Source organism: Pseudomonas sp. NUPR-002 (assembly GCF_056322725.1).
On sequence record NZ_CM150476.1, the window covers coordinates 880,947 to 905,000 of the forward strand.

General features: G+C 59.3%; 23 protein-coding genes. 11 read left to right on the forward strand and 12 right to left on the reverse strand.

Annotated features, from left to right (window positions below):
- Nucleotides 1-37 precede the first annotated feature (37 nt).
- From folK to dksA, 7 genes are all read right to left on the reverse strand, one after another.
- Entirely contained in the window at nt 38-514 is a 477-nt protein-coding gene (gene folK / locus ACVWSC_RS04110; protein ID WP_442112168.1) for a 2-amino-4-hydroxy-6-hydroxymethyldihydropteridine diphosphokinase, read from the reverse strand.
- Between the two features lie 2 nt (nt 515-516).
- Nucleotides 517-1,908 (reverse strand): polynucleotide adenylyltransferase PcnB, encoded by a 1,392-nt coding sequence (locus tag ACVWSC_RS04115; RefSeq protein ID WP_442112169.1) that lies wholly within the window; start codon nt 1,906-1,908, stop codon nt 517-519.
- A 702-nt stretch (nt 1,909-2,610) separates the two neighbouring features.
- Entirely contained in the window at nt 2,611-4,050 is a 1,440-nt protein-coding gene (locus ACVWSC_RS04120; RefSeq protein ID WP_442112170.1) for a sigma-54-dependent transcriptional regulator, read from the reverse strand.
- Between the two features lie 22 nt (nt 4,051-4,072).
- On the reverse strand, nt 4,073-7,027 hold the full coding sequence (locus tag ACVWSC_RS04125) for a sensor histidine kinase (protein ID WP_442112171.1): 2,955 nt from the start codon (nt 7,025-7,027) through the stop codon (nt 4,073-4,075).
- Nucleotides 7,011-7,187, reverse strand: a complete 177-nt coding sequence (locus ACVWSC_RS04130) for a hypothetical protein (protein ID WP_003250005.1) — start codon at nt 7,185-7,187, stop codon at nt 7,011-7,013. Before ACVWSC_RS04130 ends, ACVWSC_RS04125 begins: the two co-directional genes overlap by 17 nt.
- 211 nt (nt 7,188-7,398) lie before the next feature.
- Nucleotides 7,399-8,286: a tRNA glutamyl-Q(34) synthetase GluQRS gene (gene gluQRS / locus ACVWSC_RS04135; protein ID WP_442112172.1), complete on the reverse strand. Its 888-nt coding sequence runs from the start codon at nt 8,284-8,286 to the stop codon at nt 7,399-7,401.
- 73 nt (nt 8,287-8,359) lie between these two features.
- Nucleotides 8,360-8,806, reverse strand: coding sequence for an RNA polymerase-binding protein DksA (gene dksA, locus ACVWSC_RS04140; protein ID WP_442112173.1), 447 nt, complete (start codon nt 8,804-8,806; stop codon nt 8,360-8,362).
- 210 nt (nt 8,807-9,016) lie between these two features.
- On the opposite strand from dksA, the gene ACVWSC_RS04145 reads away from it, so the two are divergent.
- Both ACVWSC_RS04145 and sfsA read left to right on the forward strand, forming a co-directional pair.
- Nucleotides 9,017-10,189: a pyridoxal phosphate-dependent aminotransferase gene (locus ACVWSC_RS04145; RefSeq protein WP_442112174.1), complete on the forward strand. Its 1,173-nt coding sequence runs from the start codon at nt 9,017-9,019 to the stop codon at nt 10,187-10,189.
- Nucleotides 10,189-10,902: a DNA/RNA nuclease SfsA gene (gene sfsA, locus ACVWSC_RS04150; RefSeq protein WP_442112175.1), complete on the forward strand. Its 714-nt coding sequence runs from the start codon at nt 10,189-10,191 to the stop codon at nt 10,900-10,902. Before ACVWSC_RS04145 ends, sfsA begins: the two co-directional genes overlap by 1 nt.
- Here the strand turns inward: sfsA and ACVWSC_RS04155 are convergent.
- From ACVWSC_RS04155 to ACVWSC_RS04170, 4 genes are all read right to left on the reverse strand, one after another.
- A complete protein-coding gene (locus tag ACVWSC_RS04155; RefSeq protein WP_442112176.1) occupies nt 10,892-11,209 on the reverse strand; it encodes a Rieske (2Fe-2S) protein in 318 nt (105 codons plus the stop codon). The genes sfsA and ACVWSC_RS04155 overlap by 11 nt on opposite strands.
- 283 nt (nt 11,210-11,492) lie before the next feature.
- Entirely contained in the window at nt 11,493-11,765 is a 273-nt protein-coding gene (locus ACVWSC_RS04160) for a TfoX/Sxy family protein (protein ID WP_442112177.1), read from the reverse strand.
- Between the two features lie 167 nt (nt 11,766-11,932).
- Nucleotides 11,933-12,277, reverse strand: a complete 345-nt coding sequence (locus ACVWSC_RS04165; RefSeq protein WP_442112178.1) for a pentapeptide repeat-containing protein — start codon at nt 12,275-12,277, stop codon at nt 11,933-11,935.
- A gap of 103 nt (nt 12,278-12,380) precedes the next feature.
- Nucleotides 12,381-13,943 (reverse strand): bifunctional aminoglycoside phosphotransferase/ATP-binding protein, encoded by a 1,563-nt coding sequence (locus ACVWSC_RS04170; RefSeq protein WP_442112179.1) that lies wholly within the window; start codon nt 13,941-13,943, stop codon nt 12,381-12,383.
- Between the two features lie 118 nt (nt 13,944-14,061).
- Here ACVWSC_RS04170 and mrcB point away from each other — a divergent pair, with 118 nt between their 5' ends.
- From mrcB to ACVWSC_RS04185, 3 genes are read left to right on the forward strand one after another with little or no spacing between them, the layout of a single operon-like run.
- Nucleotides 14,062-16,383 (forward strand): penicillin-binding protein 1B, encoded by a 2,322-nt coding sequence (gene mrcB / locus ACVWSC_RS04175; RefSeq protein ID WP_442112180.1) that lies wholly within the window; start codon nt 14,062-14,064, stop codon nt 16,381-16,383.
- A 21-nt stretch (nt 16,384-16,404) separates the two neighbouring features.
- On the forward strand, nt 16,405-17,160 hold the full coding sequence (locus tag ACVWSC_RS04180) for a tetratricopeptide repeat protein (protein WP_442112181.1): 756 nt from the start codon (nt 16,405-16,407) through the stop codon (nt 17,158-17,160).
- A complete protein-coding gene (locus ACVWSC_RS04185; RefSeq protein WP_442112182.1) occupies nt 17,160-17,489 on the forward strand; it encodes a YqcC family protein in 330 nt (109 codons plus the stop codon). Before ACVWSC_RS04180 ends, ACVWSC_RS04185 begins: the two co-directional genes overlap by 1 nt.
- Here ACVWSC_RS04185 and ACVWSC_RS04190 read toward each other — a convergent pair.
- Nucleotides 17,465-17,710: a hypothetical protein gene (locus ACVWSC_RS04190; RefSeq protein ID WP_442112183.1), complete on the reverse strand. Its 246-nt coding sequence runs from the start codon at nt 17,708-17,710 to the stop codon at nt 17,465-17,467. The genes ACVWSC_RS04185 and ACVWSC_RS04190 overlap by 25 nt on opposite strands.
- 201 nt (nt 17,711-17,911) lie before the next feature.
- Between ACVWSC_RS04190 and ACVWSC_RS04195 the strand changes: the two genes are divergently transcribed.
- The 6 genes from ACVWSC_RS04195 to msrQ all read left to right on the forward strand — a co-directional run bounded on the left by ACVWSC_RS04195 (nt 17,912) and on the right by msrQ (nt 23,899).
- Entirely contained in the window at nt 17,912-19,636 is a 1,725-nt protein-coding gene (locus ACVWSC_RS04195) for an acetolactate synthase 3 large subunit (protein ID WP_442112184.1), read from the forward strand.
- Nucleotides 19,637-19,638: 2 nt separating this feature from the next.
- The gene (gene ilvN / locus ACVWSC_RS04200) at nt 19,639-20,130 is read left to right on the forward strand and encodes an acetolactate synthase small subunit (protein WP_010223016.1); all 492 of its coding nucleotides are present in this window, start codon (nt 19,639-19,641) and stop codon (nt 20,128-20,130) included.
- A 51-nt stretch (nt 20,131-20,181) separates the two neighbouring features.
- Nucleotides 20,182-21,198: a ketol-acid reductoisomerase gene (gene ilvC / locus ACVWSC_RS04205; protein ID WP_038616234.1), complete on the forward strand. Its 1,017-nt coding sequence runs from the start codon at nt 20,182-20,184 to the stop codon at nt 21,196-21,198.
- Between the two features lie 146 nt (nt 21,199-21,344).
- Nucleotides 21,345-22,202, forward strand: coding sequence for a CDP-diacylglycerol--serine O-phosphatidyltransferase (gene pssA, locus ACVWSC_RS04210; RefSeq protein ID WP_442112185.1), 858 nt, complete (start codon nt 21,345-21,347; stop codon nt 22,200-22,202).
- A 63-nt stretch (nt 22,203-22,265) separates the two neighbouring features.
- Complete coding sequence (gene msrP / locus ACVWSC_RS04215) at nt 22,266-23,279, forward strand: protein-methionine-sulfoxide reductase catalytic subunit MsrP (RefSeq protein WP_442112186.1); 1,014 nt, start codon at nt 22,266-22,268, stop codon at nt 23,277-23,279.
- A complete protein-coding gene (msrQ, locus tag ACVWSC_RS04220; protein WP_442112187.1) occupies nt 23,279-23,899 on the forward strand; it encodes a protein-methionine-sulfoxide reductase heme-binding subunit MsrQ in 621 nt (206 codons plus the stop codon). The genes msrP and msrQ overlap by 1 nt, the downstream gene beginning before the upstream one ends.
- Nucleotides 23,900-24,054: the final 155 nt, after the last annotated feature.

Sequence of the window (24,054 nt, forward strand, 5' to 3'; positions counted from 1 at the left end):
CGCTGTTACGGGCGTTACCGCGTGGGGGAACGCCCGGTTACAGGCGTTCCAGGCCGACGAACGGGCAATCTGCCAGCAACTGGGCGAGGCTGCGCTGGTCGGCCAGGCGAAAGTCCTGCGGGACCAGTTCAGCCAGTGGGTAGAGGACGAACGGTCGCGCATGCATGTGGTAATGCGGGACTTTCAGGCGCGGGATGTCGATGGTGTGATCGCCATACAGCAAGATATCCAGATCGAGCGTACGCGGCCCCCAGCGCTCTTTGCGCTCGCGGCCTTGCGCGGCTTCGATGGCTTGCAGCTGATCGAGCAGGTCGAGGGGCGCCAGCGCGCTGTCCAGCTCGGCCACGGCATTGGTGTAGCGCGGTTGGCCGGGAGACAGCGATTCACTGCTGTAGAACGCAGAAATGCCTGTCACGGTGGTGTCGGGCAGCTCGCGCAGCGCGTTGATGGCGCTGCGCAGTTGCTCCTGCGGTTCGTCCAGATTGCTGCCCAGGCCGATGTACACGCGCTCCATGCTTATTCGCCTGCGCCGCCGTCGGCACGCTTACGCTTGCTCGGGCTACGTTTGCGCTTGCGCGGGCCGGCACTGGTACCGTCTTCACGACTGCCCAGGTCGCGGATCATGTCGCGCCGCTCACTGTCGTTGCTGTCCTGGTAGTCGGTCCACCATTGGCCCAGGCCGTCGGTTTCCTCGCCAGCGCTCTCGCGCAGCAAGAGGAAATCATAACCGGCACGGAAGCGCGGGTTGTCGAGCAAGACCTCGGCACGCTTGCCGCTACGGCGCGGCAGGCGCTCCTGCATGTCCCAGATTTCGCGAATCGGCAAGGTGAAGCGTTTCGGAATGGCGATGCGCTGGCACTGCTCACTGATCAGCTCATGGGCTGCTTCGTTCATTGCCGGAATCGGCGGCATGCCACGGCTTTGCAGGCGCAGTGCGCGGCCTGGCAAGGCTGGCCACAACAGTGCGGCAAACAGGAACGCCGGTGTGACCGGTTTGCCCTGCTTGATGCGCAGGTCAGTATTGATCAGCGCCTGGCTGATCAGGGTATGCGTGTACGTCGGATGCTCTTCCAGCGCTTCGGCGCTGGCAGGGAACAGCGGATCGAACAACTGCAGGTCGACCAGCATTTCGAAGGTGTCAGCTGCGTTTCCGGAGAGGAACAGCTTGAGGGTTTCTTCGAACAGACGGGCGGCCGGGATCTCGCGCAGCATCGGTGCCAGTTGGCGGATTGGCTGTACGGTGTGTTTTTCGATACCGAAGTTCAGCTTGGCGGCGAAACGCACGGCGCGCAGCATGCGCACCGGGTCTTCCTGGTAACGCTGGGTCGGGTCACCGATCAGGCGGATCAAACGATTGCGGATGTCGTGAACGCCATTGGCGTAATCGAGAATGCGCTCGCTGACCGGATCGTAGTACAGGGCGTTGATGGTGAAGTCGCGGCGTTGCGCGTCTTCTTCCAGGGTGCCGTAGACATTGTCACGCAGAATCCGCCCGCTCTCGTTACGCGAGGAGGTGTGGCTGTCTTCTGCGGCTTCGTTTTCCGGGTGGTTGGCACGGAAGGTCGCGACTTCGATGATTTCACGACCGAAGTGAATGTGGACCAGCTTGAAACGGCGGCCGATGATGCGCGCATTGCGAAATTCGGCACGGACTTGCTCGGGGGTGGCGCTGGTGGCGACGTCGAAGTCCTTGGGGGTGATGCCCAGGAGTTGGTCGCGGACACAGCCGCCCACCAGGTAGGCCTGGTAGCCAGCATTTTGCAGGCGCTCAACGATACTCACCGCATGACGACTGAATTGGCCACGTTGCAGCGAGTGTTGACCGCTATTGATCACTTCAGGCGTGGTGCGTTTGTGGTGCGCGCCACGTACGGGAGGACGGAACGACTGGAACAGCTTCTTCAGCATGGGATGCACTGTTTGAAGGAATGTTCGGCCAAAAACGAAGAATGGCCGCATGATGGGCGGGGATTCTAGCATTTACTCGGGGGATGGTGTAGGCGCTAGCAAAGCGGGGTGATGCAGGAGGGGAGAAACTACAAGGGGAGCCGAAGCTCCCCAAGAAGTAGTTGCGTGCTCTTATTGTTTTTTTGCCGGGCTTCTTGTTTTTGTTGAGCGCCCTATCCACAAAACGCAAAGCTTGTGGACGATCTCCCTAACCGGGATTCAAGAGCAAACGGATTGCTTTGGTCGCTGATGTTGTAATGATCGTGTGATCCAACCAGTTCAGGCTCTGCTTTAGTGCAGTTTTTGTTGTTCTCTGCCTGGTTGTGGGGCAAGCCCCAAAAACAACCCCTCTCCAAAAGAATCAGTTAGCTGCGCCTCCGCCGTCTTGTTCTTATTGTGCGTGAGCCGATTCGTCTTATTTTTATTGTCTTTTGCAGTGCTTGTTATTGTTCTTGTACCAAACATATAGCAGGTGCCGTGCCAACTTTTGCAAACCCCAGTAAAACAAGGGCTTGGAGCGATTTTGGGGGCCCGGGAGGGCGAAAAAAAACCGGGGCTTCGTTACCGTAAGCCCCGGTTTTTGTTACGAGATTGCGGTGGGGTAACAGTTTTTTCACATTTGCCCGTGTTACCGCTTTGCACCCCACATTGTGCTGAAATGAATCAGCTGTCGCTGGTGGCACCGCTCTTGCGCCGTGGGATACCCAGGCGCTGGCGACGTTCCCACAGGCACTTGCGACTGACCCCGAGTTTGCGCGCCAGCTCGGTTTCGGTCATGTGGTCCTGATGCTCAAGGACGAAGTGCTGGAAGTAATCTTCCAGTGACAGGTCTTCGGTGGGCTCGTGGCTGGTGTTGTTGCCGGTACTGCCGTTACCGGACAGCCCGGCAAACGGCTCGTCGTCATCCAGATCGCTCAGCTCAATGTCGATACCCAGCAGGTCCGCGGAAATTTCCGGGCTCTCGCACAGAATCACCGCACGCTCGACCGCGTTTTCCAGCTCGCGGACGTTACCCGGCCAGGAGTAATGACGAATGGCTTGTTCGGCATCGTGACCAAAACGCAGATCGTTACGGCCGATGCGCGCGCTTTGGCGGGCGAGGAAGGCGTTGGCGATCTCGTTGACGTCAGCACCACGCTCACGCAAGGCAGGCAGTTTGAGGGCAATCACGTGCAGACGGTAATAAAGGTCTTCACGGAACTGACCGACCTTTGCCAGGTTTTTCAGGTCGCGGTGAGTAGCGGCAATCAGGCGTACATCGACTTTTTGCGATTGCACCGAGCCGACCCGGCGAATTTCGCCTTCCTGCAGCACCCGCAGCAGGCGAGCCTGTGCTTCCAGAGGCAGTTCACCGATTTCATCGAGGAACAGGGTGCCACCGTCGGCGGCCTCGACCAGGCCTGCGCGGCCAGCGCTGGCACCGGTGAAGGCGCCTTTTTCATGGCCGAAGAGTTCCGACTCGATCAGGGTTTCCGGAATGGCGGCGCAGTTCACCGAAATCATCGGCGCCTTGGCGCGCCGTGAGAGGTTGTGCAGGGCACGGGCAACCAACTCTTTACCGGTGCCTGACTCACCCTGAATCAACACATTCGAATCAGTCGGCGCGACTTTGCGGATTTTTCCGTACAGGTCTTGCATCGGTGGGCAGGAACCGATGATGCCGATTTCGCCATTGGCGGCATTGCTGCTGCCTTTGTCGGCAAGGCCGGCCTTGTTGCCACCCCGAGCTTCGGCGGGCGCCGCAGGTGCGTTTTGCCGATCACGCAGGATGCGCGCCACGGCTTGCAGCATTTCGTCATGGTCAAACGGCTTGGCGATGTAGTCCACCGCGCCCATTTTCATCGAGTCGACGGCTGAGCGCAGGCTGGCGTAGCTGGTCATGATCAGCACGGGCGTGCCTTGGCCGAGCTTGATCAATTCAGTGCCCGGAGCGCCAGGCAGGCGCAGGTCACTGACGATCAGGTCGAAGGTGGCAATACTGAAGCGTTCCTGGGCTTCCTGTACCGAGCCGGCTTCGCTGACTTGGTACTGGTTCCGCTCCAGCAGGCGACGCAGCGCCGAGCGGATGATGGTTTCGTCTTCGACGATCAGAATATGAGGCATTGATTCAATTCTCTCGACGGTCTCAGTTCACAGCGGACGTCGCTACGACATGACGCGGCAGGGTCACTCGAATCCGAGTGCCACGTTGACTCTGGATGTCAGCCGGGCTGTCGATGGTGATTTGTCCATAATGCTCTTCCACGATGGAATAGACCAGAGCAAGCCCCAGTCCGGTACCTTCGCCCGGGTCCTTGGTAGTGAAGAAGGGTTCGAACAGACGATCCATGATGTTTTTCGGAATACCGCTGCCTTCGTCCTCGACGATCAGGTCAACGGTATGCTCGCTCGCTTCGCTTTTGACGCGCACGGCACTGCCGGGCGGTGAGGCGTCGCGGGCATTGGACAGTAAGTTGATCAAGACCTGGGCCAGACGCTGCGGGTCGCCATCGACCCAGTGCTCGGGGTCGCACAGGTTGAAGAACTGTACTTCGAAATTGCGCCGGTTCAAGGCCAGCAGACCGATGGCGTCTTGCGCCACTTCGGCCAGGCACACCGGCTCGTCGCTGTGCTGGTGGCTGCCGGCGTGGGCAAAGCTCATCAGCGACTGGACGATGCGTGAAATACGCTTGGTCTGCTCGAGAATCTGGCTGCTCAGTTCGGTGATCTCACCGTCATCTTCACGCTCTTCACGCAGGTTTTGCGCAAGGCAGGCGATGCCGGTGACCGGGTTGCCGATCTCGTGGGCCACCCCGGCAGCCAGGCGGCCAATACTGGCCAGGCGTTCGGAATGCACCAGCTTGTCTTCCAGGGCCTGGGTTTCGGTGAGGTCTTCGACCAGTACCACCAGGCCGCTGTTACCCGGCGCCAGGGGCTCGTCGATGGCGGCCTTGTGCAAGTTGAGCCAGCGGGTTTGACCGTCCAGGCCCAGGCGCTGCTTGTGCAGGTGCTCATCAGGAATGTTGGTGAAGCCCAGCAGCAGGCCGCGCCAGGGTTCGCTGATCGTCGTCAGGCGCGAGCCAACCACGCGCTTGGCCGGAATGCCGGTAAGTTCTTCCATGGCCTTGTTCCACATCAGGATCTCCTGATCCTTGGCCAGCGAGCAGACGCCCATCGGCAGTTCCTGCAAGGTCTGGCGGTGGTAGCGGCGCAGGGCGTCAAGCTCGGCGGCCAGTCCGGTCAGGCGCGAGTGATAGTCTTCCAGGCGACTCTCGATGAAGTGAATGTCTTCGGTAACGTAATTTTCGTTACCCGACTTATAGGGCAGGAAGGTTTCCACCATGTCCTGGGCCACACTGGGGCCCATCAGGCCCGACAGGTTCGCCTCAATGCGATCGCGCAGGCGCCGCAAGGCGTAGGGGCGGCGCTCGTCAAACGGTAAATAAAGGTCACGCAGGGCCTGTTCCACTTCTTTTTGTGCGGCCTTGGCGCCCAGGGGTTTGGCCAGTTGCGTGGCGAATTCCTGAGGTGAGGCAGCATGCAGTTCGCGGCGTTGCGGGCGGCGCACGTTATCTACTGCGCAGGCTTCGGCAGCGCTGATTTCTTCGGTGCTGGCATTGGTGAACAGCGAAATCAGGGTGAACAACAAGACGTTTGCCGCCAGCGACGCAATGGCCGCCATGTGCCAACTGGTGTCGTCGAGCACGTAGATCATGTTCAGCAGCGGAATGTAGAAGCCCTGCAGGTTGCCGATCAAAGGCAACAGCATGGTGACCATCCACACCAGAATCCCGGCCAGCAAACCGGCAATGAAGCCGCGACGGTTAGCGGTCGGCCAGTACAGCACCGAAAGAACACCCGGCAAGAACTGCAAGGTAGCAACGAAGGCGACGATACCGAGGTTGGCCAGATCCTGTTGGCTTTCCAGGGTCAGGTAGAAACCAAAACCGGCAGCGATGATGGCGACGATCAGTGCCCGGCGGGTCCATTTCAACCAGCGATAGATATTGCCCTCGGCGGGCGGTTGGTACAGCGGCAGCACCAGGTGGTTCAGGGCCATGCCCGACAGGGCCAGGGTGGTGACGATGATCAGCCCGCTGGACGCCGATAACCCGCCGACATAAGCGAGCAAGGCCAGCGCCTGGTTGTTGGCGGCGATTCCCAGGCCCAGGGTGAAGTATTCCGGGCTGGTGCTGGCGCCCATTTTCAGGCCGGCCCAGAGGATCAGCGGCACCGCGAGGCTCATCAGCAACAGGAACAGTGGCAGGCCCCAGCTGGCGCTGACCAGCGAACGTGGGTTGAGGTTCTCGGTAAAGGCCATGTGATACATGTGCGGCATGACGATGGCCGAGGCGAAGAACACCAGCAACAGGGTTCGCCACGGGCCTTCCTGCAATGGCGTATGCAAGGCGGCCAGCGCGGTCTGGTTCTGCAGCAGCCACACTTCCAACTGATGCGGCCCGCCGAACACGCCGTACAGGGCGTACAGGCCAATGCCACCGAGGGCCAACAGCTTGATCACCGATTCGAAGGCGATGGCAAACACCAGCCCTTCATGTTTTTCCCGGGTGGCGATATGGCGCGAGCCGAAAAAGATGGTGAACAAGGTAATCAAGGCACAGAAGGCCAGGGCAACCCGAGCCTTGACCGGCTCGCCGGTGAGGATACTGATCGAGTCGGCCACCGCCTGAATCTGCAGGGCCAATAACGGCAGCACACCGATCAGCATGAACACCGTGGTCAGCGCACCGGCCCAGGTGCTGCGAAAGCGAAAAGCGATCAGGTCAGCCAGCGACGACAGCTGATAGGTGCGGGTAATTTTAAGAATCGGGTACAGCAGCACCGGCGCTAGCAGAAACGCCCCGGAAACACCCAGGTAACAGGCCAGAAAACCGTAACCATATTGATACGCCAGCCCGACCGAGCCGTAGAAGGCCCAGGCGCTGGCATAGACGCCCAGTGACAGGGTGTAGGTCAGCGGGTGGCGAATGATCGAGCGCGGGATCATCCCACGTTCGCTGACCCAGGCCACGCCGAACAGCACCAGCAGGTAGGCGGCGCTGATCAGGATCATCTGGGTCAGACTAAAGCTCATCGGCATCACGTTGGCTCTGCAGGATAAAGGTCACGACGATCAGGATCAGCCAGAGCAGGTAAGGGCGATACCAGGCACCGGTTGGCTCGATCCACCAGTCCATGATGGCCGGAGAGAACAGATAGATCCCCACGACCAGAAGCAGGACCAAACGATAGATATACATGCTGGCCTCAAAGGTTAGGGCGCTATGGCTTGGACTTATTATTGGCGCAAATGGCTGTGGCGATGGTAACGGATGGGCTGACGACTGCAAGCGGCCTTGCGCAAATTAGCCAAAGATTTGAATTTATTAGAGTTTGTGCTGCTCGGTAGGAGCGGGCTTGCCCCGCGATTCGATGAACCTGGGACACCGCTATCGCGGGGCAAGCCCGCTCCTACAGGAGGTCTGCTTCTGGCACGGTGAGGCGCCGGGGGATGGCGCCGGGGTTCCAGTGTGTGGCGGCGTGTGCCAGTACTTCGGCCGGTGAGCCTTGTTCCATGCCTGCATCGGTGGCTTGGCCCAGTGCACGCAGGGCCCGCAGAATCAGCGGTGTGGCCTGTTCAGCAGGCAGGGGCGCGGAGCGGTAGCTTTTACCCAGCTTATGGCCGTCGGGCTGGGTAATCAGCGGTACATGCAGATAGCGCGGTTGCGAAAAGCCCAGCAGTTCCTGCAGGTAAAGCTGGCGGGGAGTGTTATCCAGCAAGTCGGCACCGCGAACGATGTCGGTCACGCCTTGCCAGGCGTCATCCAGCACCACGGCCAACTGGTAGGCATAGAGTCCGTCGCGGCGGCGAATGACGAAGTCACCCACCTCACGGCCCAGATGCTGCTCGAAAGTACCCTGCACCCGGTCTTCAAAGCGGTAAGTCAGCTCCGGGACGCGCAGGCGAATGGCAGCCTCTTCTTGGGCATGGCAGCAGTTACGGCACAGACCGGGGTATATGCCGTTGTAACCTTCAAGCTGTTTGCGCGAACACGTGCAGGCGTAAGCCAGGCCCTGACGGAACAAGCGCTCGACCACCTCGGCGTAGGCCGCATGGCGTTGACTCTGGTAGACCACCTCGCCATCCCATTCCAGGCCATAGCTTTCCAGGGTACGCAGGATAGCTGCCTGGGCACCGGGCGCTTCGCGAGGCGGGTCAATGTCTTCCATACGCAACAGCCACTGGCCACCTACGGCGCGGGCATCGAGCCAGGAGGCGAGGGCGGCGACCAGCGAGCCGAAATGCAGAAAGCCGCTGGGGGTGGGGGCGAAACGCCCGACATAGGAAGTCTGGTTCATGGCAACGCTGGAAGTATAAGAGGGCACAAATGAAACGGGGCGCTCGTGGCGCCCCGTTCTGGTCGGTTGGCTATCAGCCTTTGCCGACGGTCTTTTCTTTCTTCTCCGCCAGTTCCTTGCAGTCGAAGCACAAGTCGGCGGTTGGGCGGGCTTCAAGACGGCGCAGGCCGATCTCTACACCACAGGCTTCACACCAGCCGTAATCTTCGTCCTGGATTTTCTGCAGGGTCTTGTCGATCTTCTTGATCAACTTGCGCTCGCGATCGCGGTTACGCAGTTCCAGGGCGAATTCTTCTTCCTGGCTGGCGCGGTCGGCGGGGTCTGGGAAGTTGGCCGCCTCATCCTTCATGTGGTCCACGGTGCGATCGACGCTGGTCATCAGCTCATGTTTCCATGCGCCGAGCAGCTTGATGAAGTGCTTGCGCATGGGCTCGCCCATGTACTCCTCACCCTTTGTTTCCTTATAGGGTTCGACGCCGTACATGGTCTGACTAGCTTTTTGCTTTTCTAGGGTGGACATGAATAGACCGCCTCTCACTTTTCTAATCCATTGCGCAGGCTGCTCCATCTCCGGCGCCCGCCGGCCCTGCGACTGCGAGCCGCCGAACTTACCAGATCGAATCGGGGCGCGCTACTCCCGTTGTCTTCGTGGTTGACCACAGGTTTAGCCACACGTTCGCTTCAGGACACGGGTAGAATCATTATTCTAGACTCATTTGAGAGAAGGTTGATGGCCCAGTCCTACAGTGCGCGCAGCCGCGCCATAGAACCCTTCCACGTCATGGCGCTGCTGGCCCGTGCCAATGAGCTGCAGGCCAGCGGCAATGATGTGATTCACCTGGAGATCGGCGAGCCAGACTTCACCACGGCCGCGCCTATCGTCGAAGCCGGGCAGGCGGCACTGGCTGCCGGGCATACCCGTTACACGGCTGCGCGCGGCCTGCCAGCGCTGCGCGAGGCCATTTCCAGCTTCTATCAGCAACGCTATGGCCTGGGCATCGACCCTGAACGAATCCTCATTACCCCCGGCGGTTCCGGTGCCTTGTTGCTGGCCAGCAGCCTGCTGGTGGACCCGGGAAAACACTGGCTGTTGGCTGACCCGGGTTACCCGTGCAATCGGCATTTTTTGCGTTTGGTCGAAGGCGGGGCGCAACTGGTACCGGTAGGGCCAGAGGTCAACTATCAACTGACTGCTGACCTGGTAGAGCGTTACTGGGATCAGGACACTGTCGGTGCACTGGTGGCATCCCCTGCCAACCCAACCGGTACAGTGCTCGACCGCACCGAGCTGGCTAGCCTGTCGGCAGCGACGCGGGCGCACAATGGCCATCTGGTGGTGGATGAGATTTACCATGGGCTGACTTACGGCATGGACGCAGCCAGTGTGCTGGAAGTCGATGACAGCGCCTTTGTCTTGAATAGTTTTTCCAAGTATTTCGGCATGACCGGCTGGCGCCTTGGCTGGCTGGTGGCCCCTCCGGCAGCGGTGGGTGAGCTGGAGAAGCTGGCACAGAATCTCTACATCAGTGCCCCGAGCATGGCGCAACATGCCGCCCTGGCCTGCTTCCAGCCACAGACCCTGGCCATCCTTGAAGAGCGACGTGCCGAGTTTGCCCGGCGCCGCGACTTCCTCTTGCCAGCCCTGCGCGAACTGGGCTTCAAGATCGCCGTCGAGCCTCAGGGCGCGTTTTACCTGTACGCCGATATCAGTGCTTTCGGTGGTGATGCGTTCGCCTTCTGCCAGCACTTTCTGGAAACCGAACATGTCGCCTTTACCCCAGGCCTGGACTTCGGTCGTCACCAGGCCGGACACCACGTGCGCTTTGCCTATACCCAGAGCCTGCCGCGCTTGCAGGAGGCAGTGGAGCGTATCGCCCGTGGTCTGCGGAGTTGGCAAGGCTGATGCGTTTTTCTCCAACACTTGAATCCGGGCGGTTGCTGCGACGTTACAAACGCTTTCTCGCGGATATCGAACTGGCCAGCGGTGAGCAGATCACCATCCACTGTCCCAATACCGGCTCGATGCTCAATTGCATGGTTGAGGGTGGGCAGGTCTGGTTCAGCCGCTCCAATGACCCCAAGCGCAAACTGCCGGGGACCTGGGAAATCAGTGAAACCCCTCAGGGACGCCTGGCCTGCGTGAATACCGGGCGAGCCAATGCGCTGGTCGAGGAAGCCTTGCTTGCCGGGCGCATCAACGAGCTGGCCGGGTTTACCACGCTGAAGCGTGAGGTGCCTTACGGCGAAGAGCGCAGCCGGATCGACTTTCGCCTGGAGTTTGCTCAAGGGCCGGCCTATGTCGAGGTCAAGAGCGTCACCCTGGGCTACGCCGACTCAAGCGTGGCGGCCTTTCCGGATGCCGTGACGCAGCGCGGTGCCAAGCACTTGCGTGAGTTGGCAGCGCTGGCCCGTCAGGGTATTCGGGCGGTGCAACTGTACTGCGTCAACCTCAGTGGTATCGAGGCGGTGCGGCCTGCTGAAGAAATCGACGCTGCCTACGCGCAAGCGCTGCGGGCTGCAGTGGCGGATGGCGTTGAAGTACTTGCTTATGGCAGCTACGTCGATGGCGAGCAGATTTACATCGACCGTGCCTTGCCGGTGCTGCTCAATCGATGAGCCAGATGCCCTGAGGGTCTTCCAGGCAATTCAGGGAGGTGAGTTGTTCGCCTTCACAAGGTCCGGCCACGCATTCGCCAGATTCGATCAGAAACAGCGCGCCATGCCGAGAGCAAGTGATCAGGCTGGCGCTGCTGTCGAGAAATTGGTCGGGCTCCCAGTCCAAAGGGATGCCGCGGTGCGGGCAGCGATTGCGGTAGAGATACACGCGACCAGCACGGCGCACGGCGAACACGCTGGTGTCGTCGACGGTAAAGCCGCGGCTGTGGCCTTCGCCCAGATCGTTGGGTAAACAGAGAAAGTGCATAGCGTCGCTTTATACCGCGTGGTGCTGGGTTTATCTACCCAGGTGCGGAGGTGGTACGCCACAATCGCGGGGCAAGCCCGCTCCCACAGGTGGTACAAGACAGTTCCCACAGCGCAAAAAAAAGACCCGGCAAAAAGCCGGGTCAATAACCGTGATTAGCCTGATGAGGAGATAATCTGAGAGTCCGAACCAAGGGCTTTCAGTTTATCCAACCAGTCTCGCGACCAGTTGTGGTAATCATAACGATTCTCATTACGCTGTCAACTACCACACCGCAATATTCTCAACTATTTTTCTGAATGCATTTGCCATCGAGTTGCTGGTTCAGGGCTTCCTTGCGTTCGGCCGGAATGTCGTTCCAATGCACGTCAAGCAAGGCGCCTTCAATCGCGTAGAGCAGCACCTTGGAGGCCCGGAAGCCACGGGTACGCACGGCCTTGTAGGCATTCACCGCCCCTAGGCGGCGCAAATCCGAGGCGCTGTGGATACCGACCGCATGCAGCCACTGCGCAGAAGTCTTGCCAAGGTTTTTCAGATGCTGCAGTTCATCGTTCATCAAGCCTCCTTGCGACGGCTGAACGGGTCTTTATAGGGAATCGTAAGCAGGTCAAAGAGGAGTGTAGCGGCACTTGGGAAATACGCGGCGTTTTGCCATCCTTGTACCGACGGGTAGCCCAAAGACGCCCGCTGAGCTTTAGCTGGCGGGCGCTTTAGCCTGTGCAATCAACGGGTTCGGTAGCGTAAGCGGGTGCCGAAATTAACCGACATCAAAATCTCGTCGGCGCTCAGTTCGCTGGGGAAGTAAGTGCCGGAAATCTGTGCATGGGAAAGGCTGGCGCCCTCCAGGCCATTGTGGCGCAGGTCCAGACCGCGCAGGTCAGCGGCGCGAAAGTAAGCATCGGTGAAGTCGATACCGGTGGTGTCCAACTCACGCAGGTCGAGGCCGCGGAAATCGCCGCCGCGAAAGTCGATGCTGGCATCCTTGGGCTTTTCGCGGTTGAAGCTGGCGATCTGTTCGTCATGCACCAGCGCATACAGTGCGCTGTCCAGTTGCCGTGGCTGATTCATGCGAGCGCCTCCCTGTTGGACTCATGATGGCACTATAGTGCCATCATGTGAGGAGCGCCCGGATTCAGGCGTGAAGTGTCGACTGCTTCACGTCCTTAAGTTGTCAGAGCCCTGGCAGGCGCTGACGAATCTGCTTGACCAACTCGTCGAGGCTGCCACTTTCGTTGGTTTCGACACGCTTGCTTTGCAGCAGCTCTTCACTGCTCAGCGGCTCGCGATTGGCCAGTTGCGCTTCAACTACTTCCAAGGTGGCGTCGGAAGGATCGTTTTTGTCGGCCTGACGCTGTGCCAGCCAACTGCTGATCACGGCCAACGGTGCATTGCAGTCGAGGATCAGGAAGGGCACCCCGGTCTCGTTGGCAACGCCTGCTGCCGCCTGGCGTTGGGCCTGCTTGAGGTAAGTGGCATCAATCACCACCGGGAAGCCGGCGCGCAGAACGGTTTGCGCCAACTGGTGCAAACGCTCATAGGTGGCCTGGCTGGCATCATCGCTATAAATGCCGGCTTGCAACTGGCCAGCGCTGCTGCTTGCTTGCTCACCGAACAGGCGCTTGCGCTCTACGTCCGAGCGCAGGCGGATGGCACCCAGGGCGTCGACCATGCGCATGGCGACATGGCTTTTACCTACGGCAGAAACACCCTGGGTGATAGCCAGGAAGCGCGAAGGAATGGCGCTGTAGCTTTCGGCCAGGTTGGCGTAGTTGCGGTAGGTGCGCAGGGTAGTGGCGCGCTGCACGGCGTCGGCATTGCCCGGCATGCTGAACAGGGCGACCTTGGCCCGTACCAGGGCGCGGTAAGCCTTATAGAAGTTCAGCAGCTCCAGGCCGGCGTAGTCACCGGTCAATTCCAGGTACTGGCTGATGAAGCGCCGCGACAGCGATTTCAGGCCACGGTCTTCAAGGTCCATGGCCAGGAAGGCGGCATCGGCATACACGTCAGTCAGGCGGAAGGGCTCGTTGAACTCGATGCAGTCGAAGATCACCACGTTGCCGTCGATCAGAGTGGCGTTACCCAGGTGGATGTCGCCGTGGCACTCGCGAATGAAGCCTTCAGCTTTACGTGCCTCGAGCAGGCTGTGCAGACGCTTGAAGCTGTCCCGAGCCCAGGCTTGCAAGGCGTCGAGCTGTTGCAGGTCGGCTTTTTCGGTGAGGAACGGGCGAATCTGTTCGAAGTTCTGCTCAACCGGCGCCATGACGCTGTCCGGGGTGCCCAGCGGATGCTCCACCGAGACTTTCGGGGCCTGCAGATGGAACTCGGCGATTTGCCGGGCCATCTGGTCAATATGCTCGGCGGTCAGTTCACCATTGGCCTGTAGGGTGCTGAGCATCTGATTCTGTGGGAATTGGCGCATTTTCAGCGCGTATTCGATGGCGCTGCCTTCGCCGCCCAGTTGTGGTGCTTCGGCACTGCCGGTAATCGGCAACACTTCCAGGTACAGGCCTTCAGTCAGGCGCTGGTTCAGGCGTAGCTCTTCGTTACAGAAATGCTCGCGCTTGGACAGCTCGGTAAAGTCGAGGAAACCGAAGTTCATCGGCTTTTTGATCTTGTAGGCGTAGTCGCCGGTCAGCAGTACCCAGGAGATATGGGTCTCAATGAGCTGAAACTCCTTCACCGGGTGAGGGAACAGGGCGGGGTTCTGCAGCGCGGTGATCAAGGCTTGGCTCACGGGCGATCCTTCTGGGTCTTGGTGATTTCGAGTCGGCCATTATGGCGGCAAGCGTGGCTGGTGCAAACCGCCGGAGGGCGCCTGTCGATGATCGATAAAGTGCGTATAATCCGCCGCCATGACTCGTACCCGATCCCCCCGTACCCCGAAAAAACGCCCGTCTGGCCGCTCTCGCGCCTGGCTGGGCTGGGCCATCAAGCTCAGCCTGGTTGGCCTTGTGGTGCTGGCAGGCTTCGCCATTTACCTCGACGCTGTGGTCCAGGAGAAGTTCTCCGGCAAGCGCTGGACCATCCCGGCCAAGGTCTATGCCCGGCCGCTGGAGCTGTTCGTCGGACAGAAACTGAGCAAGAGCGACTTCCTCATCGAGCTCGATGCCTTGGGCTATCGCCGTGAGAGCGTTGCCAACGGCCCGGGCGCGGCTGCCGTCAATGGCAACACCGTCGAGCTCAACACCCGTGGCTTCCAGTTCTATGAGGGCATGGAGCAGGCGCAAGCGGTGCGTGTGCGTTTCTCTGGCGACTATGTAGCGGGCTTGAGTGGCCTCAATGGTTCCAAGCTCGACGTGGTTCGCCTGGAGCCGCTGTTGATCGGTGGTTTGTACCCGAAAAACCTTGAAGACCGCATCCTGATCAAGCTCGATCAGGTGCCGCCGTATTTGCTGGAAACCCTGGTCGCTGTGGAAGACCGCGACTTCTATAGCCACTTCGGGGTGTCACCGAAGTCGATTGCCCGTGCTGTCTGGGTCAATACCTCTTCGGGGGCGATGCGCCAGGGCGGCAGTACCCTGACGCAGCAGTTGGTGAAGAACTTCTACCTGACCAACGAGCGCAGCCTCAGCCGCAAGCTGACCGAAGCGATGATGGCGTTGCTGCTGGAACTGCACTACGACAAGCGCGAGATCCTCGAAGCGTACCTGAACGAAGTGTTCGTCGGTCAGGACGGCCAGCGTGCGGTGCACGGCTTTGGCCTGGCCAGCCAGTTCTTCTTCAGTCAGCCGCTGTCTGAATTGAAACTGCATCAAGTGGCGCTGCTGGTGGGGATGGTCAAGGGGCCTTCTTACTACAACCCGCGCCGTTACCCAGAGCGCGCCACCGTGCGGCGTAACCTGGTGCTGGATCTGCTGGCTGAGCAGGGTGTAGCCACTCCCGAAGCGGTTGCCGCAGCGAAGAAAATGCCGTTGGGTGTAACCAAGCGCGGCAGCTTGGCCGACAGCTCCTTCCCCGGTTTCCTTGATCTGGTCAAACGCCAGCTGCGCCAAGACTACCGCGACGAAGACTTGACTGAAGAAGGCCTGCGAATTTTCACCAGCTTCGATCCGATTTTGCAGATGAAGTCTGAGTCTGCAATGTCCGAGACTTTCAAGCGTCTGGCCGGTCGCAAAGGTGCGGACGAAGTCGAAGCGGCGATGGTCGTGACCAACCCTGAAACCGGTGAGGTTCAGGCGTTGATCGGCAGCCGCCAGGCGGGCTTTGCCGGGTTCAACCGGGCGATTGATGCCGTACGGCCGATTGGCTCGCTGGTTAAACCTGCTGTCTACCTGACCGCCTTGGAAAAGCCGAGCCAGTACACCCTGACCAGTTGGGTGCAAGATGAGCCGTTCTCGGTCAAAGGTGGCGACGGCCAGGTCTGGCGGCCGCAGAACTATGACCGTCGTTCCCACGGCACGATCTACCTGTACCAGGGCTTGGCAAACTCCTACAACCTGTCGACGGCCAAGCTAGGCCTGGAACTGGGGGTGCCAAATGTGCTCAAAACCATTGGGCGTCTGGGCGTGAATGTTGAATGGCCAGCGTTCCCGTCGATGCTGCTGGGCGCTGGTGGTATGTCGCCGATGCAGGTCGCAACCATGTACCAGACCCTGGCCAATGGTGGTTTCAACACGCCGATGCGCGGTATCCGCAGCGTGCTGACTGCAGAGGGTGAACCGCTCAAGCGTTACCCGTTCCAGATCCAGCAAACCTTCGACCCGGGGGCGATCTACCTGGTGCAGAACGCTATGCAGCGCGTCATGCGCGAGGGTACCGGCCGCTCGGTCTACAGTGTGTTGCCAAGTTCGTTGAACCTGGCAGGCAAGACCGGTACCAGTAACGATTCGCGTGACAGCTGGTTTGCAGGCTTCAGTCAGGATCTGCTGGCGGTGGTCTGGCTGGGGCGTGATGACAACGGCAAAACACCGTTCACCGGTGCCACCGGCGCCCTGCAGGTCTGGACCAGTTTCATGCGCAAGGCCGACCCGTTGCCGCTGGACATGCCGCTACCCGATAACGTGGTGCAGGCATGGATTGACCCGCACTCCGGGCAGGGCTCTGACAGCAGTTGCCCGGGGGCAGTACAGATGCCGTATATTCGCGGCAGTGAGCCGCCTGCCGGTGCTGCCTGTGGCGGTACGCAGGACCCGGCCGAATCCGTTATGGATTGGGTCAAGGGCTGGATGAATTAAGCATTAAGCGAGAGGTGTGAAGTGAACAAGTGGTGGATTCCTGCCTTGACGGCTCTAGCTTTGCTCAACGGTTGTGCCAGCGTGCAGCGCGGCTCGATTCCGGTGGTCGACTCGGGCACGCGTGTATCCAACAGCGAGCGGGTCACCGCCAACCGTGGCGCGCAGCAGGTCAATAGCGGTACTCGTCAGGCTCAAGCAGTGCCTCAGGACTCCGGTGTCACTGTGATGGTGCCGCAAGGGGCAGGCGCTTCGCCGATTCAAACCTTCCCGGCTTCGACCGCGCCAGCGCCGATCAGCACCAGCCCGATCACGCCGGGCCCAAGCAGTTCGCTGCCGTTCGAGAGCAGTTCGACCAACGCTGGCAGCTACACCATGCCAAGCAGCACTACGCCGAGCGCACCTAGCGGCATTCCGCGCAGTGCAGCCAGCGGCGTCTTGTCGGCGGATGAACAGCTCGACGGTCCAGTGCTTGCGCTGTTGACCACGGCCCAGCAACAGCAGGGCAGCGGTGATTACAACGGTGCGTCGTCGAGCCTGGAACGTGCCCAGCGTATCGCCCCGCGCGAACCGCAAGTGCTTTACCGCCTGGCCCAGGTGCGTCTGGCTCAGGGTGATGCCGCGCAATCCGAGCAGTTGGCCCGCCGCGCCCTGACTTACGCCAACGGCCGCCCAGACCTGCAAGCAGGCCTGTGGGGGATCATTGCCCAGGCCCGTGACAAGCAGGGCGACTCCGCCGGTGCAGCGCTGGCGCGGCAGAAAGCGCAGGTCAACCTGTAATGGACCCGCGCATTCTGGAAATTGCCGATCACCTGCTGCTGATTGAGCACGAGTTACACGCCCAGGGCTGGTGGAGCGACGCAGCCCCTAGCGCGCAAGCGCTGGCGAGCACCGTGCCGTTTGCGGTCGATAGCATGAACTTCGACCAGTGGCTGCAGTGGATTTTTCTGCCGAAAATGAAAGAGATTCTCGAAAAGGGGCTGGCGCTGCCGAATGCTTCCGGCATCCTGGTCATGGCTGAAACGGTTTATGCCGATCGTCCGGAGCAAAGCCGCGAGCTACGCAGGCTACTAGCAGAATTTGATCAATTGATCAGTCCATCTGCCTGAATTTCCCTCTTTTCACCCTTGGAGCCACAGATTGTGGCTCTTTTTGTATGGAATGTTTGTTTTTCTGCTGCTGTCGTTGGTAATAGTGGTGGCTGTTGTTCGTCCTTGCGCGAAATTGGCAATAATTTTTCTTGACTTGCGCGCGCCGAAAAAGAAGAATCCAGATTCCGCTGTAGAGGGACTGCCAGAAGCAGACCCGCTAAGCAGATCATGAGGCGCACACCCGCGCCGACCTGTTACACCCCGCAACGCGTTACCTCGCGCTGGGTGGGAAAACCCCGCAACACTTTGGGGTGCTCCCAATACTTGCTCAGTCAGTGCTGACGTAGTCGGCGATTCCGTCGCTCATGCTCTGCTTGGCAGTAAACCTATTAAGACCCGTCCACCGTGGGCGGTATTCTGGCGTTTTAGAGGTGAACAACGTGGAGCTTTTATCTGGCGCTGAGATGGTCGTCCGCTTTTTGCGTGACGAAGGCGTTAAGCACATCTACGGGTACCCTGGTGGTGCTCTCCTTCATGTTTACGATGCCCTGTTCAAAGAACCGGAAGTGCACCACATCCTGGTTCGTCACGAGCAGGCTGCTACTCATATGGCGGACGGTTACGCCCGTGCCACCGGCAAAGCCGGCGTGGTACTGGTAACTTCCGGTCCGGGCGCAACCAATGCCATTACCGGTATTGCCACTGCGTACATGGACTCCATCCCGATGGTCATTCTTTCCGGTCAGGTGCCTAGCACCATGGTCGGCACCGATGCCTTCCAGGAAACCGACATGATCGGTATTTCCCGGCCGATCGTGAAACACAGCTTCATGATCAAACATGCGTCGGAAATTCCGGAAGTGCTGAAAAAAGCCTTCTATCTGGCGCAGTCGGGCCGTCCAGGTCCGGTCGTTGTCGATATCCCGAAAGACATGACCAACCCGGCGGAAAAGTTCGAATACGTCTACCCGAAAAAGGTCAAGCTGCGCTCTTACAGCCCGGCTGTCCGTGGTCACTCGGGGCAGATCCGCAAGGCTGCAGAAATGCTCCTGGCGGCCAAGCGTCCGGTGGTTTATGCCGGCGGTGGCGTGATCCTCGGTGGCGGCTCTGCTGCGCTGACCGAAATCGCCCAGATGCTCAACCTGCCAGTTACCAATACCTTGATGGGCCTGGGTGGCTATCCGGGTACCGACCGCCAGTTCCTCGGCATGCTCGGTATGCACGGCAGCTACACCGCCAACCTGGCGATGCACCACGCCGACGTGATTTTCGCGGTCGGTGCACGCTTTGACGACCGCGTGGTCAACGGCCCGGCCAAGTTCTGCCCGAACGCCAAAGTTATCCACATCGATATCGACCCGGCGTCGATCTCCAAGACCATCAAGGCCGATGTGCCGATTGTCGGCCCAGTCGACAGCGTCCTGACCGAAATGGTTGCGACCTTGCGCGAAATCGGCGAGCAGCCAGAAAAGGCCGCGATGGACGCCTGGTGGAAGCAGATCGAAGAGTGGCGTGGTGATCGCGACATGTTCCCTTACGACAAGGGCGACGGTAACGTCATCAAGCCGCAAACCGTAATCGAAACCCTCTGCGAAGTGACCAAAGGCGATGCCTTCGTGACCTCCGACGTGGGTCAGCATCAGATGTTCGCGGCGCAGTACTACCGCTTCAACAAGCCGAACCGCTGGATCAACTCCGGTGGTCTGGGCACCATGGGCTTCGGTTTCCCGGCGGCCATGGGCGTCAAGTTGAACTTCCCGGACCAGGACGTTGCCTGTGTTACCGGCGAGGGCAGCATCCAGATGAACATTCAGGAGCTGTCGACCTGCCTGCAGTACGACCTGCCGGTCAAGATCGTCAACCTGAACAACGGCGTATTGGGCATGGTTCGCCAGTGGCAGGACATGTCTTACAACAGCCGTCACTCGCACTCCTATATGGAATCGCTGCCTGACTTCGTCAAGCTGGCTGAAGCCTATGGTCACGTGGGCATTCGCATCACCAGCCTGAAGGACCTCAAGCCCAAGCTCGAAGAAGCGTTCGCCATGAAAGACCGCCTGGTGTTCATCGACATCCAGGTCGACAACAGCGAACACGTCTACCCGATGCAGATCAAAGACGGCTCTATGCGCGACATGTGGCTGAGCAAGACGGAGCGTACCTAATCATGCGGCACATTATTTCCCTGCTGTTGGAAAACGAACCCGGTGCCTTGTCTCGCGTGGTGGGTCTGTTCTCGCAGCGTAACTACAACATCGAAAGCCTGACCGTAGCGCCGACCGAAGACCCGACCCTGTCGCGTCTGACGTTGACCACGGTCGGTCATGATGAGGTGATCGAGCAGATCACCAAAAACCTGAACAAGCTGGTTGAAGTCGTCAAGCTGGTCGACCTCTCGGAAAGCGCGCACATCGAACGTGAACTGATGCTGGTCAAGATCAAGGCCACGGGCGCACAGCGTGCCGAGATCAAACGCACCACCGATATCTATCGTGGGCAGATCGTCGATGTCAGCAGCAGCGTCTACACCGTGCAGCTGACTGGCGCCAGCGACAAGCTTGATAGCTTCATTCAGGCCATCGGTACCGCGTCCATTCTCGAAACAGTGCGCAGTGGCGTCACCGGCATTGCCCGTGGCGACAAAGTGCTCAGCATCTAACTCAAAAAATTAGCGATGGCCCTATCGGGCCGAGATAACAGGGGTATGTTCATGAAAGTTTTCTACGACAAAGACTGCGACCTTTCGATCATCCAGGGCAAAAAAGTTGCCATCATCGGTTACGGCTCCCAGGGCCACGCTCAAGCGTGCAACCTGAAAGACTCCGGTGTGGATGTCACTGTCGGTCTGCGTAAAGGTTCGGCCACTGTTGCCAAAGCCGAAGCTCACGGCCTGAAAGTTGCCGACGTAGCTTCCGCTGTTGCTGCTGCCGACCTGGTCATGATCCTGACCCCGGACGAGTTCCAAGGCCAGCTGTACAAGAACGAAATCGAGCCGAACATCAAGAAGGGCGCTACCCTGGCCTTCTCCCACGGCTTCGCGATTCACTACAACCAGGTTGTGCCACGCGCTGACCTGGACGTGATCATGATCGCGCCAAAAGCGCCAGGTCACACTGTACGTTCCGAGTTCGTCAAAGGCGGCGGTATTCCTGACCTGATCGCGATCTACCAGGACGCTTCGGGCAACGCCAAGAACGTTGCGCTGTCCTACGCTGCAGGCGTTGGTGGCGGCCGTACCGGTATCATCGAAACCACGTTCAAAGACGAAACCGAAACCGACCTGTTCGGCGAGCAAGCCGTTCTGTGTGGCGGTACTGTTGAGCTGGTCAAAGCGGGCTTCGAAACCCTGGTTGAAGCTGGCTACGCGCCTGAAATGGCCTACTTTGAGTGCTTGCACGAACTGAAGCTGATCGTTGACCTCATGTACGAAGGCGGTATCGCCAACATGAACTACTCGATCTCCAACAACGCCGAATACGGCGAGTACGTGACCGGCCCAGAAGTTATCAACGCCGAATCCCGTCAGGCTATGCGCAACGCTCTGAAGCGTATTCAGGACGGCGAATACGCCAAGATGTTCATCAGCGAAGGTGCTACCGGCTACCCATCGATGACCGCCAAGCGTCGTAACAACGCCGCTCACGGTATCGAAGTAATCGGCGAGCAACTGCGCTCGATGATGCCTTGGATCGCAGCGAACAAAATCGTCGACAAAGCCAAGAACTAATCTTGTTTTGATGCGATGAAAACGCGGCTTCGGCCGCGTTTTTTCGTTTAGGCGGTCAGCTTCTGGTATAAAGCTTCATCGTCTGTCGGCGAACCCTCGTCGCAGACATCTGTCGAAATTTTCCACTCCGTTGCAAGGTAATCTCAATGAGCGAACGTCCCGAAGAGCCGAACAAGGCCTCTGACGCCGAAAGCCTGCTACCGATCGATGAGCATGTTGAAGAAGGGCATGACGCCGAAGGACGCAAGGTACGTCATCGCGGCATCTATTTGCTGCCTAACCTGTTCACCACCGCGAACCTGTTCGCCGGTTTCTATTCCATCATCAACTCCATGAGTGCCCAGGCGGCACTGAGCGCTGGTGACCCGCGCGAGGCGAGCAAGTATTTCGCCTTTGCTGCAATCGCGATTTTTGTTGCCATGGTGCTCGACGGTCTCGATGGCCGTGTGGCGCGTATGACCAACACGCAAAGTGCCTTTGGTGCCGAGTACGACTCGCTGTCGGACATGGTTGCCTTCGGTGTGGCGCCGGCATTGCTGGCGTTTGGCTGGGCCTTGGGTGACATGGGTAAAGTCGGCTGGATGGTCGCCTTCATTTATGTTGCAGGCGCAGCGTTGCGTTTGGCGCGCTTCAACACCCAGGTCGGCAAGGCTGACAAACGCTACTTCATCGGCCTGGCCAGCCCGGCTGCGGCGGGTGTGGTGGCCGGTACCGTGTGGGCGTTCAGTGACTACGGTATCCAGGGCTCGAAGCTTTCGTTCCTGGTGGCGTTGCTGGTGGCTGCGGCGGGTATGCTGATGGTCAGCAACATCAAGTACAACAGCTTCAAAGAGCTGGATCTCAAGGGCCGCGTACCCTTCGTAGCAATTCTGGCAGTGGTGCTGGTATTCGCAGTAGTCTTTAGTGATCCACCGCGCATTCTGCTGTTGGTGTTCCTCGGCTATGCGGCTTCCGGCCCGGTGCAGTACCTGCTGCGCATCCGTCGACGGAAAACTATCGAGTGATGTAATTTCACTTGGGCTCCGTAGTCTACTGGTGCATCAGTCTTCCAGTTCTACGGAGCCACTATGCTAATCAAGCTGCCCAAAGCGTCCGATTGCAAAGAGTCGGAAATTACCCCCGAATCCCTTTACGTATCACGCCGTGCCGTCCTCGGCGGGTCACTGGCTGCCTTGGCCGCTACAGCATTGCCGCGTCTGGTGGGGGCGGCAGAAGTATCACGGTATGCCAATGTCGAGGCGGGCAGGGCGCCTGGCTGGTTCAGCGAAAAGCTCGGCGCTACGCAGTGGCAGGCCGTCACTGCACCGGGGGAGGCGATTACCCCGTTCAAAGATGCCACTCACTACAACAACTTCTACGAGTTCGGAACCGACAAGGGTGATCCGGCCGCCAATGCCGGTAGCCTAAAGACCGAGCCGTGGACGGTTGTTATTGATGGTGAGGTGGGCAAACCCGGGCGTTATGCGCTGGAAGACTTCATGAAACCCTACCAGCTGGAGGAACGAATCTACCGACTGCGTTGTGTTGAGGCGTGGTCGATGGTCATTCCCTGGCTTGGTTTTCCGATTTCGGCGTTGCTCAAGCAGGTAGAGCCCACAGCCAAAGCGCGTTTTATCCGCTTCGAAACGCTGCAAGATCCGAAATCCATGCCGGGGCAGCGCTCCAATTTCGCGCTGATCGACTGGCCTTATATAGAAGGCTTGCGCATGGATGAGGCGATGAACCCCTTGGCGATCCTCGCGGTGGGCATGTATGGGCGAGAGCTACCGAATCAGAACGGTGCGCCGTTACGCCTGGTGGTGCCATGGAAGTACGGCTTCAAGAGCATCAAGTCGATTGTCCGTATCAGCCTGGTTGAACAGCAGCCTCGCACCACCTGGCAGGCAATAGCGCCGGAAGAGTACGGCTTCTATGCAAACGTCAATCCCGAGGTTGATCACCCGCGCTGGACCCAGGCGCGAGAGCGTCGATTGCCGAGTGGCTTGTTCAGTCCGAACGTGCGCCCTACCCAGATGTTCAACGGCTACGCCGAAGAAGTGGCAGGGCTTTATAGCGGGCTTGATCTGCGGAAGAACTATTGATGCGCTATCCACTGTTTCGTCTTGGTATTTTCATTTTGGCCAGTGCCTGGCCACTGTGGTGGCTGTATGAAGCAGCCATGAATGCGCTGGGGCCGGACCCCGGCAAAATCCTGGTTGACCGATTGGGGCTGGGGGCGCTGATCTTTCTTCTTATTACCTTGAGCATGACGCCGCTTCAGCGCCTGACTGGCTGGGCGGGGTGGATCGTCTCGCGCCGGCAGCTGGGGCTTTGGTGTTTTGCTTATATAGTGCTGCACATGACGTCGTACATGGTGTTTGTGCTGGGCCTGGACTGGGGGCAGTTGGGCGTCGAGCTCAGCAAGCGGCCTTACATTATTGTCGGGGCATTGGGCTTTCTCGGTTTGCTGGTCTTGGCGGTGACGTCCAATCGCTACAGTCAGCGGCGGCTGGGGGCGCGTTGGAAGAAGTTGCACAAGTTGGTCTACGTGATTCTTGCCTTGGGTTTACTGCACTTTCTCTGGGTTGTGCGCGCTGACCTCAAGGAGTGGGCGGTTTATGCGGCAATGGGTGCATTCTTGCTGGCACTGCGCATCCCTGTGTTTGCTCAACGAATTCCGCGTTTGGCGAGCCGAAAAGCAACTTCTGCAACAAAAGCCTGAATTAGTGCTTGACGCCCCCGCAGATCTCTCTATAATTCGCCCCACTTCCGGCGCAGTCGGAACGGAAAACTCCTTGAGATTCAACGAGTTAGATGTTCAAGGTAGTACCGGAGGGGCTTCGATCGAAAGATCGACAGCGGTGAAAAAGGTGGTTG